Origin of the sequence: Acinetobacter pittii, from assembly GCF_022449185.1 — a bacterium.
GTDB lineage: Bacteria > Pseudomonadota > Gammaproteobacteria > Pseudomonadales > Moraxellaceae > Acinetobacter > Acinetobacter pittii_I.
In genome coordinates, this window is the sequence record NZ_JAKUKO010000004.1 from 16,666 (window position 1) to 33,616 (window position 16,951).

Annotated in this window: 16 protein-coding genes; 9 read left to right on the plus strand and 7 right to left on the minus strand. The window is 36.5% G+C overall.

Translation table 11 applies throughout. The features are described 5' to 3' along the window. Window positions 1–163: 163 nt before the first annotated feature. The 3 genes from MKX14_RS10405 (at window position 164) to htpG (ending at window position 3,315) form a co-directional block, all read left to right on the plus strand. The gene (locus MKX14_RS10405; RefSeq protein WP_240282400.1) at window positions 164–754 is read left to right on the plus strand and encodes an OmpW/AlkL family protein; all 591 of its coding nucleotides are present in this window, start codon (window positions 164–166) and stop codon (window positions 752–754) included. A 186-nt stretch (window positions 755–940) separates the two neighbouring features. Beyond that, the gene (locus MKX14_RS10410) at window positions 941–1,294 is read left to right on the plus strand and encodes a lysozyme inhibitor LprI family protein (RefSeq protein ID WP_240282401.1); all 354 of its coding nucleotides are present in this window, start codon (window positions 941–943) and stop codon (window positions 1,292–1,294) included. Between the two features lie 101 nt (window positions 1,295–1,395). Next, window positions 1,396–3,315, plus strand: coding sequence for a molecular chaperone HtpG (htpG, locus tag MKX14_RS10415; protein WP_060465171.1), 1,920 nt, complete (start codon window positions 1,396–1,398; stop codon window positions 3,313–3,315). An 84-nt stretch (window positions 3,316–3,399) separates the two neighbouring features. On the opposite strand, the gene MKX14_RS10420 is transcribed toward htpG, so the two are convergent. From MKX14_RS10420 to dsb, 3 genes are all read right to left on the minus strand, one after another. Then, window positions 3,400–4,296 (minus strand): selenocysteine synthase, encoded by an 897-nt coding sequence (locus tag MKX14_RS10420; RefSeq protein WP_240282402.1) that lies wholly within the window; start codon window positions 4,294–4,296, stop codon window positions 3,400–3,402. 124 nt (window positions 4,297–4,420) lie between these two features. Next, complete coding sequence (locus MKX14_RS10425) at window positions 4,421–5,563, minus strand: hypothetical protein (protein WP_240282403.1); 1,143 nt, start codon at window positions 5,561–5,563, stop codon at window positions 4,421–4,423. Between the two features lie 358 nt (window positions 5,564–5,921). Then, window positions 5,922–6,623 (minus strand): DsbA family oxidoreductase, encoded by a 702-nt coding sequence (gene dsb, locus MKX14_RS10430; protein WP_108009267.1) that lies wholly within the window; start codon window positions 6,621–6,623, stop codon window positions 5,922–5,924. Window positions 6,624–6,800: 177 nt separating this feature from the next. Here dsb and MKX14_RS10435 point away from each other — a divergent pair, with 177 nt between their 5' ends. Further along, window positions 6,801–7,559 carry a hypothetical protein gene (locus tag MKX14_RS10435; RefSeq protein WP_002114707.1) on the plus strand — a complete coding sequence of 253 codons (759 nt, stop codon included), beginning with the start codon at window positions 6,801–6,803 and terminating at the stop codon, window positions 7,557–7,559. Window positions 7,560–7,573: 14 nt separating this feature from the next. Here MKX14_RS10435 and hmrR read toward each other — a convergent pair whose 3' ends face one another. Further along, on the minus strand, window positions 7,574–7,954 hold the full coding sequence (hmrR, locus tag MKX14_RS10440; protein ID WP_240282404.1) for a MerR family transcriptional regulator: 381 nt from the start codon (window positions 7,952–7,954) through the stop codon (window positions 7,574–7,576). 71 nt (window positions 7,955–8,025) lie between these two features. On the opposite strand from hmrR, the gene MKX14_RS10445 reads away from it, so the two are divergent. Together MKX14_RS10445 and MKX14_RS10450 are read left to right on the plus strand one after the other, a co-directional pair. Further along, window positions 8,026–8,673 carry an RBBP9/YdeN family alpha/beta hydrolase gene (locus tag MKX14_RS10445; RefSeq protein WP_240282405.1) on the plus strand — a complete coding sequence of 216 codons (648 nt, stop codon included), beginning with the start codon at window positions 8,026–8,028 and terminating at the stop codon, window positions 8,671–8,673. 250 nt (window positions 8,674–8,923) lie between these two features. Beyond that, window positions 8,924–9,415 carry a hypothetical protein gene (locus tag MKX14_RS10450; protein WP_240282406.1) on the plus strand — a complete coding sequence of 164 codons (492 nt, stop codon included), beginning with the start codon at window positions 8,924–8,926 and terminating at the stop codon, window positions 9,413–9,415. Between the two features lie 43 nt (window positions 9,416–9,458). Here the strand turns inward: MKX14_RS10450 and fadA are convergent, their stop codons facing one another. Both fadA and fadB read right to left on the minus strand, forming a co-directional pair. Continuing rightward, complete coding sequence (gene fadA, locus MKX14_RS10455; protein ID WP_005065826.1) at window positions 9,459–10,631, minus strand: acetyl-CoA C-acyltransferase FadA; 1,173 nt, start codon at window positions 10,629–10,631, stop codon at window positions 9,459–9,461. Between the two features lie 12 nt (window positions 10,632–10,643). Further along, the gene (gene fadB, locus MKX14_RS10460; protein ID WP_017398716.1) at window positions 10,644–12,797 is read right to left on the minus strand and encodes a fatty acid oxidation complex subunit alpha FadB; all 2,154 of its coding nucleotides are present in this window, start codon (window positions 12,795–12,797) and stop codon (window positions 10,644–10,646) included. Between the two features lie 389 nt (window positions 12,798–13,186). On the opposite strand from fadB, the gene MKX14_RS10465 reads away from it, so the two are divergent. Both MKX14_RS10465 and lpxO read left to right on the plus strand, forming a co-directional pair. After that, window positions 13,187–14,194: a hypothetical protein gene (locus MKX14_RS10465; RefSeq protein ID WP_240282510.1), complete on the plus strand. Its 1,008-nt coding sequence runs from the start codon at window positions 13,187–13,189 to the stop codon at window positions 14,192–14,194. A gap of 174 nt (window positions 14,195–14,368) precedes the next feature. After that, window positions 14,369–15,283, plus strand: coding sequence for a lipid A hydroxylase LpxO (gene lpxO, locus MKX14_RS10470; RefSeq protein WP_000598899.1), 915 nt, complete (start codon window positions 14,369–14,371; stop codon window positions 15,281–15,283). A 45-nt stretch (window positions 15,284–15,328) separates the two neighbouring features. On the opposite strand, the gene MKX14_RS10475 is transcribed toward lpxO, so the two are convergent. Next, window positions 15,329–15,589, minus strand: coding sequence for a hypothetical protein (locus tag MKX14_RS10475; RefSeq protein WP_046812067.1), 261 nt, complete (start codon window positions 15,587–15,589; stop codon window positions 15,329–15,331). A 366-nt stretch (window positions 15,590–15,955) separates the two neighbouring features. Here MKX14_RS10475 and MKX14_RS10480 point away from each other — a divergent pair, with 366 nt between their 5' ends. Beyond that, on the plus strand, window positions 15,956–16,783 hold the full coding sequence (locus tag MKX14_RS10480; protein WP_046812066.1) for a hypothetical protein: 828 nt from the start codon (window positions 15,956–15,958) through the stop codon (window positions 16,781–16,783). Window positions 16,784–16,951 lie beyond the last annotated feature (168 nt).

A 16,951-nucleotide genomic window follows, 5' to 3' on the forward strand; every position in this document is an offset into this window, starting at 1 on the left:
TTAATGAGGTTGGAATAAAAAACCTATTAAAATGGTTGGATAATATATAATTTTATTTAAAACAGTAATTTAAAAATAAACTATAAAATAATTTTATAATGAGTATTGCATGGTTTTAAAATAAATGTTTATTATAAATATAAATAAGGTTGGAGATATTAAAGTGTTTAAAAAAGCTTTGGTTGTTGCATTAATGGGGATGTCTTCTTTTACTTTTGCTGGTAACTGGCAAGTGAAATTTGGTGGTAGTGTTATTGCTCCATCTGAAGATACAACAACACCTTTAGGCGTAGTAAAAGCAGATCATGAATATGCATTTACTCCATCGGTTGAATACTTTTTTGGTCAGTCTCCATTTTCGGCAGAATTATTATTAGCAACACCGGTTAATCATGATGTATTGCTAGATGGTAAAAATATAGCGCGTATTAAACAGTTACCACCAACAATTACTGCAAAATATCATTTTAAAAACTCTACGCGTTTCACCCCGTATATTGGTATTGGTGCCACAGCATTTATTCCTTGGGATGAAGAAGGGGCAGCAGTAAAAGTTAAAGAAGATTTTGGTGTAGCAGGTCAAGTTGGTTTTAATTTCCAACCTGCTGATGCTAAAAACTGGGGTGTATTTGTAGATGTACGTTATGCTGATATTAGTCCTGAAGTAACAATTGATCCATCAATTGCTAACTACAAGTTTGATCTAGATATTAATCCTTTTGTATACACTTTAGGTTATAGCTATAAATTTTAAGCATAATAATAAATAGAAAAATATAATAATAAACCTAGACTCAGGCACCTCACATATATTTTATGTGAGGTTTTTTTATGGATTTTATTTGCACTAAAAAAAGCATAAAACTGACAGTTTTATACATATTTTCTGCAAGTTTTTTTCTAAACTAATTTATATTCATTACAAGCATGGGAGTAAAACATGAATAACAAATTAGCGATTTGTTTAGCACTTTTGAGCGGTATTGCTTTTACTCAAAATTTACAAGCTGCAAGTTTTTCTTGCGATGCTGCAAAAACGAAAACGGAAAAAAGTATTTGTAAAAACCGTTCTTTAAATGATGCAGATGTAAAAATGGCAACGACGTATCAAATCGTTCTGCATGCTTTACCTATGGGTGGGCGAGATAACCAGAAAGATACTCAGTGGCAATGGCTGAAAAAAAGAAACGCTTGTGCTGCCAATGTCAGTTGTATTGGCAAAGCTTACCAACAACGTCAAAAGCAGTTAGATACGATATTGCAAGATAGAGTGTTAAGCCAGGGCCCATTTTAATTAGAGTAAAAATTTTTAATATTCAGGATTGAAAAATTCTAGAAGTACTCCATTCATAAAGCATTCGAGAACAAACAGCTTCAAAATTTAAGGAGTGATTTATGAGTGAACAAGCATCACAAAATTATAGTTTCCAAGCAGAAGTTGCCCAGCTTTTACATTTAGTGACGCATTCTCTCTATTCTAACCCTGAGATTTTCTTACGTGAGCTTATCTCTAATGCATCAGATGCATGTGATAAATTACGTTTTGAAGGAATTAATCATCCTGAATATTATGAAAATGATCCGGACTTACATGTGCGAATCAGCTTAAATAAAGAAGATAAAACCTTAACAATTTCTGATAACGGTATTGGTTTAAGCCAACAAGAAGCGATTGATAACTTGGGTACCATTGCAAAATCAGGCACTAAAGATTTCATGTCAAAATTGACTGGCGATCAAAAAGCAGATGCTCAGTTGATTGGTCAATTCGGCGTGGGTTTTTATTCTGGTTTTATTGTTGCCGACAAAATTACGGTTGAATCACGCCGTGCAGGCTTAGATGCATCTGAAGGGGTGCGCTGGATTAGTGGTGGTACTGGCGAGTTTGAAGTTCAGCAAATTGATAAAACTTCACGTGGTACCGACATTATTCTTCACTTACGCGATGATGCGCTTGATTATTTAGAATCTTATAAAGTTAAGCAAATCGTTAATAAATACTCTGACCATATTAGCTTGCCAATTGAAATGCAAAAAGAAGTTTGGCAGGAAGAAGAGGTTGCTGAAGGTGAAGAGCCTAAAGGCGGCCGAATGGTCAAAACTGACGAGTGGGAAGCGATTAACTCGGCAAGTGCTTTATGGACACGTAACAAAAGCGAAGTGACTGAAGAGCAATATATTGAGTTCTATAAAAACTTAACTCATGACTTTGAAGCACCACTGGCTTGGGCACATAACCGTGTTGAAGGTAGTACGGAATATACCCAATTACTCTATATTCCAAGTAAAGCTCCACATGACATTTTTACTCGTGAAGCAAAAGCGGGAATTAAGCTATATGTAAAACGCGTCTTTATTATGGACGATGCAGATAACTTAATTCCAAACTATTTACGCTTTGTGCAAGGTGTAGTGGACAGCGCTGATTTACCGCTTAATGTTAGCCGTGAGTTGTTGCAAGAAAGCCGTGATGTCAAAACGATTCGTGAAGGTAATGCACGCCGTGTATTAACTGTACTTGATGGTTTGGCTAAATCGGAAGATGAAAAAGACCAAGAAAAATTCAAGACTTTCTACAGTGAGTTTGGTTCAGTACTTAAAGAAGGCTTGGGCGAAGACTTTGGTAACCGTGAACGTATTTTAAAATTATTACGTTATGCGACTTCAACAAATGATGAAGTAACGACTTCTTTTGCTGACTATAAGGCACGTATGAAAGAGGGTCAAAAAGCCATCTATTATGTGACTGCTGACAGTCTAGCAGCAGCGAAAAACTCGCCGCAGCTTGAGTTGTTTAAGAAAAAAGGCATTGAAGTATTATTAATGGCAGAGCGCGTTGATGAATGGGCAATGAATTTTGTTCAAGAGTTTGACGGTACACCATTAAAGAATGTGTCGAAAGGGGCTGTTGATTTAGGCGATTTGCAAGATGCTGAAGAGAAGAAGGCACTTGAGCAAGCAGCTGAACAGTTTAAGCCTGTTGTTGAGAAACTAAGTGACTCATTAAAGGCTAAAACTAAAGAAGTACGTGTAACTACACGACTAGTTGATTCTCCAGCGTGTTTAGTAACAAGTGAAGGGGAGTTGTCTCCGCAACTTATTCGTATGCTTAAACAAGCGGGGCAAGCTGTACCTGAAATTAAGCCAATTTTAGAAATTAACCCTGAGCATCCTTTGGTGAAAAAACTTGAAGGTTCAGAACAGTTTGATGATTTGGCAAACGTGATTTTTGATCAGGCTGTGATTGCAGAAGGTGGTTTACCAGAAGACCCAGCAGCTTATGTGAAGCGTATTAATAGCTTATTGTTGAAATAATTTTTTGATATAAAAAAGCCTCTGAACTGTCAGGGGCTTTTTTGTGGATAAAGAAAGAGTTATCCACAACTTGATGATTTTTGGTTAAAAATTAGCTTCAAGATTCATTTGCACACTAAGTTGATGCTTAGGATCATCATCAATATGGTTAAAAAAATTAAGATCATTTTGCATAAAAATCCAATCTCGCCATATCGGTTGGCGCCATGAAATATAAGGACCCCAGCTATTTAGTCGAATATCATTTTTGGTATATACGCCACCGCTATAAATACCGTAAGTCAGACTATTATCTTTTACAAACTCAAATTGTTGGAAAGTCCAATTGCCCCAGTTGTAATCTTCATTTTCGCTCTTATTCACATTAAATTTGTTAGCGAATAGGGTGTTGTCTTGCATTTTCTGCGTTAAGTTGAGCGTTGTTTCAGTGTAATTTCGGCTGGTTGAACCGTAGCGAAATATCTGCTCTGTATGAAGGCTAATGTTATGTCTCAAAGTCCATTTCTTTTTAGCCAGAAACTGGACATACACATCACTCTCAGAGTTAGAGCCTAAATCAAGATCATTTTCAAATGGCATCCATGTTGAAATGGTAGCCCAGCTTGCACTCAGTGGATTCGTGGATGAAACCTGTGCCGATGAGGTCTTCTTCTTTTTCTTACCAAAGGCTTTATAAGTTTGTTCAGGCTGAGTCGCACGTTTCCATAACGTATCATTTCCAAATACAGCCATAAGCTCTTGAATTAAACCAGCATCAGCTAAAGCATTGTGTGCTTCTACTTCACAAGGTGAGTGTGAAAGTGATTGTCTTTTTACTTTAGCGAAACTCGTAGAAGAATAGTGATAACGCCGTGACCGTTGGTGTTTTAAAGAGTTATAAAAAAATTGAGTATGTGGAAGTAAAGCTAATAGACCTAAACTATAAATACAAATGAAGACTGTCGATTTATTTTGAAATGGAGGAGAAGAAAATTGATTCATTTTTAAAGATAAGGAATCAAAAATAAAATAAGAACAATACTTTAAAAGGCTAATCTTAAAATTTTATTTAAAAGTATTTTATTATTCATCACCTTGGATGAGGTCCAAGGTGATGTTTGCTAGCTTAGAAAAGTGCTTCTAAACGCAAGAAGGTGCTGACAAAATGGTTACGGTCTTCGCGGTGGTCATTAAAGTAATTTACATCGCCTTGTACAAAGAACCATTCACGTAAAACGGGTTGGCGCCATGAAACAAACGGTCCCCAACTGTTTAAACGTAAGTCATTGTCGTTGTAATAACCACTTGTATAAATACCATAGTTAAAACGATTGTTTGCAAAGAAATGATGTTCTCGGAAAGTTCGATTTTCCCAAGCTAGATCATCGTCTTGATCATCAGCATAGGTCAGGCTGAACTGATTCGATAAAAACGGTTGATTCGGTCTAGCGTGTGTAAGTTCAAGATTAGTACGCAGATAATTTTCGCTGTCTATGCCGTAACGATAAATTTGCTCTGCATAAAACTTAAAGTCATTACGAAGTTGCCAATCTCTCGATGCTTTTAAACGAACATAAATATCGTCTCCAGAACGAATACCTAAGTCTGCATCGGTTTCAAAAGGCAATTTTTTCGAGAAATTTGACCAACGTAAAGCGATTGAGCTGTTGTCATCTCGAGTTCTTTTACCATCTAACTTTTTATTTGGATCTTGATTTGGATTTTGATTGACATTGGCTGGGCTATTATTAAATTCGTCATCTAAAGAGTCATCACCAAATACCACGCTAATGCGTTTCTCTAGAGTAGGTAATTTAATCTTACCGCGAATTCTGGGTTTGATTTCATAGTTATCGTATTCATTCCAATAGTTATCAACCATGACGCGAATGGTTGCGGTAGCTGGTTTTTCTGGATCGACTTCTCCAAACCAATTATCAATTTTTTCAGAAGTACGATCGGCCCAATTACGAATTTTCTTTTGCTTACGATCAACCCAGGTTTGGTCTTCTGTTTGTTCGGTAGGCGGAACAATAGGCTCATTAGACTGCTCTGGAAAAATGGTTGGGGTTGCATCCACCCAGCGCGGAATTTGATCTAAGAGGTTCTCGTCTGTGGTGACTTCAGCTTGTACTCCAGGTGATGTACTTCCTACTTGTTGGTTTGCAGAAGAAGAGGCGGTCTCTGCATGAGCGATGCATACTGAACCAAATCCAATCGTTAAAAGTGCAAAAAGCTGCCGGTAAGGCATTACATGAAATGTTTTCATATCTATCTTTATGTTTTGTTGTTGTTTCCACTTTTGTTGATTTTTCTAATAAAATCAAGAGGGAGACACAAAAGTTAAGTAAATTTAACTTTTTTTACATATTTGAAATAAATGAAAAAGTTTAAGCTATTAGCGATTATTTTTAGCCAAAAAAATCCCCCATTGAAGGGGGATGATAGATCAAGGAAACTTCAAATTCCGATCATTAAACACATAAAAAACAGAACATTACAGCGCGAATATTCTAAGCGGCAATAATAAACTGATTTTTAGCAATTAGATAGTTCTTTTTTTAGAACGCTCTATTGCTAAAATGATGATAAAACATACGATTTGATCACATTTTAATTGTGTTCATTTATTTCTTTGGAACATCACAAGTTTCATCGGTACAAACAGCCGCATCATCTTGCTCGACTTCTTCAGTATTTGCTTTGATTTGTGCTTTTTCCAAAACTTGTAAAAAGACTTCACGTGGTTGAGCGCCAGCAAGAGCGATTCTTTGGTCGAATACAAAAAATGGCACACCTGTTACATTGAGCTGCTCTTGAGCAATTTTTTCATCATGGCGGACAAAGTCAGATAGTTCGTTGGTATCTAGTACGTATTCAACTTCAGCATTGTCTAAACCAATACGAGATGCAATTTCTTCTACAACTTCACGTTCGCCAATTGCGAGACCTTCGGTCATATAAGCATGGAAAAAGGCTTCTTTAGCTTCATTACCTAAACCTTTGCTTTGTGCAAGGTGAATAATACGGTGTGCATTAAAACTATTGCCTGAGTTGGCTTTTTGCCATTGAAAATCAATACCTTCAGAGGCAGCCATGGCCGCAATATTGCGTTCCATTTCTTCCATCTCTTCATAGGTACGGCCATATTTTTTAGCTAAACGCTCAGTATTTGAAGTGTCATGTTTTGCTGGCGCATCAGGATCTAATTCAAAACTATGCCAGTGAATTTCAAGATCAATACCTGCTTCCGCAGCTACATGTTCAAGGCGTTTTTTGCCGATATAACAGAAAGGACAAACTACATCAGACCAGACATCAACACGCATGGGAGAATCTCATAAATTTTAATTACCCATCATAATAGGGATGATGGATAAGGATTTAAAGCTTTGAGTAGCGAATACAGTGTTGCGTATTGTGAAATAAATGGCATATAAAGAAGAATAAGCTCTATTTTATAACTATAAAGAGCAAAACTATAAGAAGGGAAATAGGAGGTGTGTATGCGCCGAGTTTTGATTGCGATTGCAAGTTTGATTGTTATCACAAGCATTATTTTTTTCACCTATCAGCATATCAAACAGCAGCAAGCCAAAGACAGTAGTCAAATGTTTGATGTCGTCATGACTGAAAAAATGAATCAGCTTTATGACCAAGCACAAGACTGGTCTAAACCCGTCCAGCTCGATATTCACGATAAGCGTTTGGCAGGACACTATAAGCAAATTTCAGAATTTCTTTTAAGTTATTGGATTCAAAATATTAATGCACGCAATGCATACTTAAGAGAACTTAAAGCAGCCAAATGGGATACCTTTTTAAATGTGGATCGTTTAGATCTTGATAAAAAACAAAAATTTGCGGAAACCGAAAAGATGCTAGCTGATGTCCGTAAAGCGTCAGATCAGTATCAGACTGAATATGAAAAGATTCATAAAACTTTCTTAGCAAAGGTTCAGGAATTATCTGTTGATGCAGAGATGAGGCAACTTCTTGAAATGAAATTGGGAACTCAGCAAAAAGCAGATCAAGATCATGCAATTTTTATGATTGAGCTACAAATTTTAGATAAAGCAGAAGAAATGTTTAAACTTCTAAAAAATTATGAATGGCAAAAAAAAGATCAGATGATTCTTTTTCATGAAAATGCTCAGGTCAAAAAATTTAACGGGCTTTATCAAGATGTTCTAAAGCTAAATGCAAAAATTGAAAAAATTAAGAAAAAGAATGTAGCTGCACTCGAAGGAGATTTAAAAGAATAAGTGAAGCCTGAGCATCAAATATTATGATTTGGTGCTCTCGACTTTTCCTTTTTTCCTTTAGTTAAAAAAGATTGTAATAAACTTTGAGAAGTTTGTAGTTTGTTTAACTGCTCAGACACATTCATGAGTTCAGTTTGCAGTTTTTCTTGAACCACTGAGCATAGTGTAAATACTCGTTCATCTAAATCAAAACAAGGCAGCAAAACCTGAATATCTTTTAGGTGCATGCCTGCATCATTTAATATTTTAATTTTCTTAATATTTTCAATATCTTTTTGCGTATAACTTCGATAGTTATTACTCGCTCGAAGAGGCTGTATAAGCCCTAAACTCTCGTAATAACGCAGCATACGCGGACTTACTTTTGTGAGCTCGGCAACTTTAGCTAAGTTCATAAAATGGGGTTGACCTTAACAGTGGTGTCATAGTTTAGCATGTTTTTATCTTTCAAAATGGTACTTGTTCAATGATCAGAAAACTCATTTTATTGGTGTTATTCGGATTAATGTCATTTGTTGCAAATGCCAAAACACTTGAACTTCAGGAGAAGAACATGCGTCAAATATTTGTGCTTCACGGTTACTCTGCTTCTATAAATGATCACTGGTTTCAAGATTTAAAGCATCAAATAGAAGATGAACACACTTCTGTTACCCTAATTCCATTTCCAGATGCTGAGAATCCGGACGTAGAGGCATGGCAGAAAGTTTTAGATCAACAGATCCCGAGCGTGGAAGAAAATACTTATTTTGTTGCGCACAGTTTAGGAGTAATTACGTTACTGCACTTTTTGCAAAGACATGACTATCAAAATATTGGAGGAATGATTTTAGTATCTGGATTTTCTGGTTTAATTTCAGATTCTTCTGTTCTTAATAGTTATATAACGAAGAGTAAAGTCGATACAAATTACTTTAAGGGCATAAAGAAAAAGCTGGTGTATTTATCGGATAATGATGATTTAGTTCCGCCAAAACTGACTATTGAATTGGCGAAAGAAATTGATGCACCGTACATTACTGTTCCTAATGGCGGGCATTTTTTAGGTAGAGAAGGTTATACGAAATTTCCGCAATTAGTTGATTCTTTAAAACAGATGTTAGACAGCAAATAAAACCAATAAGTTAAATTGCACTCTATAATCTGAACACTTTTCTTTTGTCCAAGTTATAGAGTGTTTTATATAAATTTCATTCTTGAATAAATAAAGTCCCTTACTATTACATTAAAAATTTTAATTATATTTACCGTTTATCTGAGCCTTACTGAATCAAATTCGACTTTGTTGTAGCCTATTTATAGATACTTTTAATTTAATCATCATCTTTTAATTGAAATAGGGTGACTGATTTTTGGAGCAAGTTATGAACTTTCTAAAACAATCAGCCTTCATTGCTGCATTTGCTTTTATGGGTTTACCGACTGTTCAAGCAGAGGAAGTAGCGACTTTACCAACAATTCGCGTTATGGCTGAATCTGAGCTACGTGAAGAGGTGGGATTTGTACCCTTCCAAGAAGATAAAAAAGTGCGTCAGGCGCTGCAACATCATGAGTATAAAACACATTACGATATACAAAATGCTTTGGTGCCTGAAGGTATGACGACAGTAGACTATCAACCTGTTATGGCACAACCTGATTTGTCTCAATTTTCTCCATTCTTACAACAATACATTTTAGCGGTAGCGGGTGGAATACAGTCTTCTGATCCAACCAATGGCATCTTTGAAATGTTAAGAGATTTGAATATTAACCGAAGTAATGTTGACGCTTATCGCGATGGTACGATGAAAGTGAATATTGATGACATTATAGATTTACGGAAGAAAATCGAGAATGGATTAGCTGGTCGATAAAAAATCCCCGCATTGAGCGGGGATTTTTTTATCTTGGTGTTAATTAAACACGTTCGATTACTGTTGCAATACCTTGACCAAGGCCGATACACATGGTCGCAAGACCAATTTGAGTATCTTGTTGTTCCATTACGTTTAACAACGTAGTGGTGATACGCGCACCAGAACAGCCTAGTGGATGACCCAAAGCAATTGCACCACCATTTAAGTTAATGATGTCTTGCTTGTCATAAATACCTAAGCCTTTCATTACTGATAAGCCTTGAGCAGCAAATGCTTCGTTTAACTCGATAGTTTGAATATCAGCCATCGTTAAACCAGCACGTTTAAGCGCTTTTTGAGTTGCTGGAACTGGACCATAACCCATGATTGCTGCGTCACAGCCTGCAACCGCCATAGAGCGAATTACAGCGCGTGGTTTTAAACCTAACGCTTGTGCGCGTTCAGCAGACATAAGTAACATTGCAGAAGCACCGTCAGATAAAGCTGAAGATGTAGCCGCAGTTACAGTACCGCCTTTCGGGTCAAATACAGGACGTAATGCTTTGAACGCTTCAAGGTTTGCATCTGGACGAATTACTTCGTCGATGTCGCAAAGGATTTTAAAGCCATTTGCATCGTGGCCTTCAACACCAACGATTTCGTTTTTGAAACGGCCTTCTTGAGTTGCAGCCCAAGCACGGCGGTGGGATTCAACACCAAAAGCGTCTTGCTCTTCACGGCTAATGCCATTCATGCGACCTAACATTTCAGCAGTTAAGCCCATCATATTAGATGCTTTTGCATAGTGTTTAGATGCTTCTGGGTTTAGGTCGATGCCATGCATCATACCTACGTGGCCCATGTGCTCTACACCACCAATAATGAAAATATCACCTTGGTTTGTTGCAATCTGTGCAGCAGCCGTATGAAGCGCTTGCATAGAAGAACCGCAAAGACGGTTTACCGTTTGACCAGCAACAGTTTTTGGTAAGTCAGCCAATAAGCCGATGTTACGGCCAATGTTCATACCTTGTTCTAGAGTCTGGTTTACACAGCCCCAGATCAGATCTTCAACTTCGTTTACATCAAACTGGTTACGAGCAACGAGTGCACGAACCAATTCAGCAGATAAGCTGTCAGCACGTACATTACGGAACATACCGTTTTTGGTTTTACCCATTGCAGAACGTACGCCATCAACGATGACAACGTCACGTGGATTTAAAGTAGCCATTCACGTTGCTCCTTAACCGTAGAATTTTTTGTTGTTAGCAGCCATGTCGCGCAACATTTGTGGCGCTTCATAAGCCTTACCTAAGTGTGCATATTTGTCGCAAAGTGCAACGTATTCAGCAACACCTGTTTGGTCGATATAACGACATGGACCACCACGGAATGGAGGGAAACCTACACCCATAATCATTGCCATGTCTGCTTCAGCAGCAGTTGCAACAATGTTGTCTTCTAAGCAACGAACTGTTTCGTTACAGAAAGCAAGCATCATGCGGTCAATGATTTCTTGGTTATCAAACTCGCGTTTTTCACCAGTGACGAAAGGAGCAATGATTTCATAGGCTGTTGGATCAACAGTTTTTGCTTTTTTGCCTTTCTTATCGAGTTCGTATTTGTAGAAACCAACGTCATTCTTTTGACCAAGACGCTTAGCTTCGTACATTGCTTGGATTGAACCTTTAAAGTCTGGCTTCATACGGTCTGGGAAACCTTCAGCCATGACTTCTGCACCATGTACACCTGTGTCGATACCTACAACGTCGATGAGGTAAGCAGGACCCATTGGCCAACCAAACTTAGACATTACATTGTCAACTTGCTGGAAGTCTGCGCCGTCTTTTACAAGAAGGTCAAACGCACCAAAGTAAGGGAACAATACACGGTTAACCAAGAATCCTGGGCAGTCGTTTACAACGATCGGTGTCTTACCCATTTTTTGAGCAAGAACAACAGTAGTTGCAATCGCTTCTTCAGAAGTCTTTTCACCACGAATAACTTCTACAAGCGGCATCATGTGAACTGGGTTGAAGAAGTGCATACCAACGAAGTTTTCAGGACGTTGTAATGCTTTTGCTAAACGTGTGATTGAAATCGTAGAAGTATTAGAAGCAATAATCGTATTTTCACGAACATTCTTCTCAGTATCCGCAAGTACCATTTCTTTTACTTTTGGATTTTCTGTAACTGCTTCGATCACGATGTCAACTTCTTTAAACTCATCGTAGCTTAAAGTAGGACGGATACGTGCAAGCGTTTCACCCATTTGCGCAGGTTTCATTTTCTTACGTTCAACTTGTTTAGTTAACAAGCTGTTCGCTTCTTTCATACCTAAAGCAAGTTGTGGGTTACCAATATCTTTCATAATAATTGGTGTGCCTTTGCTTGCCGCTTGGTAAGCAATACCACCACCCATGATACCAGCGCCAAGTACAGCTGCTTGGTTTACAGGGTGTGCACCTTTTTCATATTTTTTAGCAGTTTTCTTAACAACTTGGTCATTGAGGAATAAACCAATCAATGCACCAGCTTGTGGTGTAATCGCAGCTTTTGCAAAACCTTCAGCTTCAGCTTTTAATGCTTCGTCACGCGCAAGGCTTGCACCCGCTTGTAATGAATCAAGTAATAATTTTGGAGCAGGGTATTGAGCAGGGTTTGCTTTAGCAAGCACTGCACCTTTTGCAGTATTGAACGCCATCATTTGTTCAAGTGGGTTCAATTTTACAGCTTCAAGCTTTTCTTGACGTTTTGCTTTCCAGTTTAAACGACCAGAAATTGCTTGCTTAACTAAGTCAGTTGCAGCTTCAAGTAATTTATCAGCAGCTACAACCGCATCTACCGCACCATCTTTTAGGGCAGCAGCCGGTTTTTTAGGAGCAGCCATCGCCATCCATTCAACCGCGTTGTCGATACCGATCAGACGGCTTAAACGTACGCTACCGCCGAAACCTGGGTAAATACCAAGTTTAATTTCCGGTAAGCCCACTTGTGCAGCTTCTGACATCACACGATAGTCACAAACTAAACACATTTCAAAACCGCCACCTAACGCCATACCGTTAATAGCAACAACTTTTGGAATTTCTAAATCTTCAAAGCTATTGAAGATTTCGTGAACAGGCATAAGCCAGTCAACAATTGCTTTTTCGCCTTGTGCGAAGTTTTCACCAAATTCGGTAATGTCTGCCCCAACAATAAATGTCGATTTGCCCGAGGTAACAACTAAGCCTTTAATATCATTATTTGCTTTTACCGCAGCAATAGCAGCTTGGAAATCTTCAATTGTTGCACGGTTAAATTTATTGACCGACTCACCTTGTAAGTCAAAGCGGAATTCTGCAATTCCGTCCGAAAGCATTTGGACGGTAATGGCATTGCCAGCGTGGATCATGCCTGATCTCCTTAGTTTTGGAGGACTTCTAAGTTGATGTTATGAAGCGTGTGCACATCTTAGGTACACATTTATGCTTCGCTAATCTTACGATAACTATATCTAAAAAAAACCTGACAAGTTGTATCAAGCCGTGACGCAAGGGTCATCAATTATTTTTAAATAATTTTTTTAATCTATATTTATGAAAAATATATTTTTAATTGTAAAAGCTTCTTGTTAAGAAGGGACAAGATAAAGTTAGAAAATGTAGTAGACAATTAATAAATTATTTTTGGTCTAGTAATAAAAATTAATATTTTATGTGAATTATTAGACGGACAGTATTGTCTATTTTTTTATCTTTGGATAAACTTTGTGTTATAAAAATGTTCAATAAAGTATCTATTATGTTAAAAAATAAATTTATGATTTTGGCCATCCTTCCTTTTATGTTGAGTGCATGTGGAGGCGGTGGTTCTAGTGATAATAATTCTGCAAATAACAACCAAAGTGGTACATCACAAGATTCTATTGCGGATGGTACGCGTTATTATTTTATGGATTACAATGCTAATGAAAAAACAGATGAGCTAAATAATGCTTATTTTGAAATTTTTAATAAAAAATCAATAGATGGCTCCTCTAATCAAGCTTTAAATGAGTATTTGTTAACAGAGAAAAAACTCTATTTCCCTACTGATAAAGCAATCAATGTCATGAATTTTAATTCAATGACAGATTGGAGATTAGACATCATTGGAGATGTTAAAGAGGATTGGAAATTTCAAAGAGTTGATTTATCTGATAAGAATATGTTTGATACTGTCTTACCAGGGTATCGAGCATTAGGCTTTTCAGTGAGTGATGAAAGTACGACTAATGGGCGTCTATTTCTTACTACCTACGGACAGAATAAATTCCCTCAAGGGAGTAGCTGTTATCGTTTAGTTTCAAAAAAATCTAATCAAGAAACATTTGCATTTAATATTGACCAAAACTATCAAATTAATCAGAGTTTTGATGAGTTTGATGCTGAAAATGGTCCATATCTTAATTATTTGAATCAAACAAATCCATTTGGTTTTACTTATAAAGCAGTTAAGGGATCATGGCAAAATGTTCTATGGACAACGATTTATGATACTACTTTAGGTTTTGCTATGGGTGATGGTGTTGCGGTGCAACATCAAGGTAAGCTCTATAGAGCAAATTATACGAGTAATATTGCTTGGACTGCTGATCAAGAAATCAAGCATTGGGAAATATATTTAAAAAATGCCGATACTCCTGAAAGCAGTCGCTTTGCCCAATTAACAATTGCTCAATTGAAATCTGGTTGTTATGCCTACAATGAAACTGCTGCAAAAGCACTTGTTTCTCTGACTGGATTAGATTGGAAACCATATCAAGACTAACTTTGGAAGTTGAGTTTGAGAAATCTCAAAAATGGTTATTTTTGAGATTTCTATTTAGTCAAAAAATAATACTTGCTGATCTAGGTCTGAATTTTCTTCGAGACTTTGTTATTATTCCCTCAATTTCAAATTCCTTCGAAGTATCTTTAAAGATGCTTAAATGCGAGTAACTATATGATTAAGTGGATCATATTAGCGATTTTTGTGATATCAGCATTGTATATTCAACATCGCGGCAAAGTGCGTCACTCGTTTTATCGTCAATTTTTTGACCATTCAACCTTGCTCGCACCGATTAACTTTTTAATGTACATCTTTTCAAAGGTGCCGAATCAACCTTATATCGATACACAGCATTTTAAAGATTTAAAAGTGCTGGATGAAAATTGGGAAATGATTCGAGATGAAGCGAAAGCTTTATATGACCAAGGTGGGATTAAAGCTTCAAGTACCTATAACGACTTAGGTTTTAACTCATTCTTTAAAACAGGTTGGAAGCGTTTTTATCTCAAATGGTATGAATCGAGTCATCCGTCTGCTGCTGAGCTTTGTCCAAAAACTACAGCACTTCTTAAAACATTGCCGACAATTAAAGCAGCAATGTTTACCGAACTTGCACCTGACAGCCGTTTGGTAAGACACCGTGATCCGTATGCAGGTTCATTGCGTTATCACTTAGGTCTAATTACACCAAATGATGACCGTTGTTTTATTGATGTCGATGGTGAAAGATATTCTTGGCGTGATGGTCAAAGTGTTGTATTTGATGAAACTTATATTCACTATGCTGAAAATAAGACTGATCAAAACCGTATTATTTTCTTTGCAGACGTTGAACGTCCAATGAAAGTAAAATGGATGGAGCGTTTCAACCATTGGTTTGGTCGTAATGTGATGACTGCGGCAAGTTCACCGAATGAAACAGGCGACCAAACAGGTGGCCTAAATAAAGCTTTTGGTTATGTCTATCAAATTCGTATTAAAGCTAAGGCTTTAAAAGCTAAGAACCGTAAGTTGTATTACTTCTTAAAATGGTTCTTGATGCTTGGGATTTTTTTCCTGATTTTTGTTCGACCATATGTATTTTAATTAAAGCGCCCGAAAGGGCGTTTTTATTTTAAATAATGATATTCATCATGCATCATTTATTGCGTATTGAATGATCTTAAATACAAGGTCTTGATTATTTAAAGAGTCATCTAAGTCCTCTATTAACTCTCTGATAATAAATACTTCAAGAAAATAGCTGTAGCACGTATCCTTGATAAAAACCTCCATCTTTTCATCGTTTGATAGAGCAATTGCTTTGGATGTAATATCCCAAGGTTGTTCAGCATAGATGGTGTGTTCATCAGAAATATGTTCAATATTTGATATCATTTCTTGTAAGGGCATGGGATATTTCAATGGAATTTAACCTGCTAGTCTAATTAACACAAAACTTTTATAAAGATTCGTGATGTTAATGATTAGGTTTTAATATTGAAGGTTTTTAGATTAATTTAGCATGAAAATTTTAGTTCTCTTTTCTAAAAGAAAAAATAAAAAAAGACTATAAAATAATTTAGAAAAAAGATAATAGCAGTGAGTCAACTTATTTAATTATATGATTTTGCTTAGTCTAAGATTAAAATTTTATAAAATAGTTCTTAATAAAAACATAGTGCTTTTTATCTGAATATTTAATTTTAGATTGATAAAAAGAGAAAATTATTGATAATTCAGATTACATTATATTAATAATTTGACTCGAGGAACAAAATGAAAAAAATACTACTTTCATGTTTATGTATATTAAGCCTTTCAGCATGTAATGATGAGACAGAGGAACAAGGTGAGAGACTTGTTGGTTTTTCTGTGGGTCAGATCGCTGGGAATCCAATAATTGAGAAGAAAAATTATAAGATTCAGGATAATAAGATTTATATAAGCTATCCTGATAATCATCCATTAGGTTATGAACTTAGTCAGCATTATTTCACTGATCAGGGAGTGACCTTAGATCCCATTAAAACAACAGATGGCACATGGTATTTGTTAGGTTCTCAAGTCCAATTTTCTGATACAGCTTTAAACTATCAACCTGCCAATTTGGTGAAAGACGATAATTTATTTTTAAATCAAGATTTAATTAAAATTGATATTTCAGGTCAACCAGTGACTAAGTATTTAGGTCAGTGGATTTATGAGTCATTACCACTTAGTCAACAGGGCTTTTTTGAAGATTATTACAATGCATTATTACAACAAAATGTAGCTAATTTTCCGAAAGGTTCCACCTGTTGGATGATTAATAAAACTTACAGCAATAAAGATTATATTGGGTTCTCTAGTGACGGTACTGCACCTTTATATACAGAATCAAATGCTACTGCGCCTGTAATGGGAACATGGCAAGGTATTAACTGGTCGCGCGATGAGTTATTATTAGCAATGAAATTTACAATAAACGATACCGAATATTCTGGGCAGTACCACCATAAGTCGGGTGTGGACGAATATGTTCCACCTTATGCAGGTAAATATTGTCACTTTGTTAGTGAAATTGCTGCGGATACTATGATTAAAACTTGGAAAGGGGAGCCTTAAGCTCAGTAATTGAATTTCATTTGTAATGTATATTTATACAAATATTAAAGCGCCCGAAAGGGCGTTTTTTTATGACATAAAGTATCTAATAGATTTTGTGACCTATTTCACAGTGCTGGTAATTTGTTACAACTATTAAGAGCCAATAGGTAATTTTGATTCTACAAT

Bases quoted from the DNA above. Each gene is read 5' to 3' on its own strand.
- MKX14_RS10410 (WP_240282401.1), top strand. From the start codon at position 941: ATGAATAACAAATTAGCGATTTGTTTAGCACTTTTGAGCGGTATTGCT.
- htpG (WP_060465171.1), top strand. From the start codon at position 1,396: ATGAGTGAACAAGCATCACAAAATTATAGTTTCCAAGCAGAAGTTGCC.
- MKX14_RS10420 (WP_240282402.1), bottom strand. From the start codon at position 4,296: ATGAATCAATTTTCTTCTCCTCCATTTCAAAATAAATCGACAGTCTTC.
- MKX14_RS10425 (WP_240282403.1), bottom strand. From the start codon at position 5,563: ATGAAAACATTTCATGTAATGCCTTACCGGCAGCTTTTTGCACTTTTA.
- dsb (WP_108009267.1), bottom strand. From the start codon at position 6,623: ATGCGTGTTGATGTCTGGTCTGATGTAGTTTGTCCTTTCTGTTATATC.
- MKX14_RS10435 (WP_002114707.1), top strand. From the start codon at position 6,801: ATGCGCCGAGTTTTGATTGCGATTGCAAGTTTGATTGTTATCACAAGC.
- hmrR (WP_240282404.1), bottom strand. From the start codon at position 7,954: ATGAACTTAGCTAAAGTTGCCGAGCTCACAAAAGTAAGTCCGCGTATG.
- MKX14_RS10445 (WP_240282405.1), top strand. From the start codon at position 8,026: ATGATCAGAAAACTCATTTTATTGGTGTTATTCGGATTAATGTCATTT.
- MKX14_RS10450 (WP_240282406.1), top strand. From the start codon at position 8,924: ATGAACTTTCTAAAACAATCAGCCTTCATTGCTGCATTTGCTTTTATG.
- fadA (WP_005065826.1), bottom strand. From the start codon at position 10,631: ATGGCTACTTTAAATCCACGTGACGTTGTCATCGTTGATGGCGTACGT.
- fadB (WP_017398716.1), bottom strand. From the start codon at position 12,797: ATGATCCACGCTGGCAATGCCATTACCGTCCAAATGCTTTCGGACGGA.
- MKX14_RS10465 (WP_240282510.1), top strand. From the start codon at position 13,187: ATGTTAAAAAATAAATTTATGATTTTGGCCATCCTTCCTTTTATGTTG.
- lpxO (WP_000598899.1), top strand. From the start codon at position 14,369: ATGATTAAGTGGATCATATTAGCGATTTTTGTGATATCAGCATTGTAT.
- MKX14_RS10475 (WP_046812067.1), bottom strand. From the start codon at position 15,589: ATGCCCTTACAAGAAATGATATCAAATATTGAACATATTTCTGATGAA.
- MKX14_RS10480 (WP_046812066.1), top strand. From the start codon at position 15,956: ATGAAAAAAATACTACTTTCATGTTTATGTATATTAAGCCTTTCAGCA.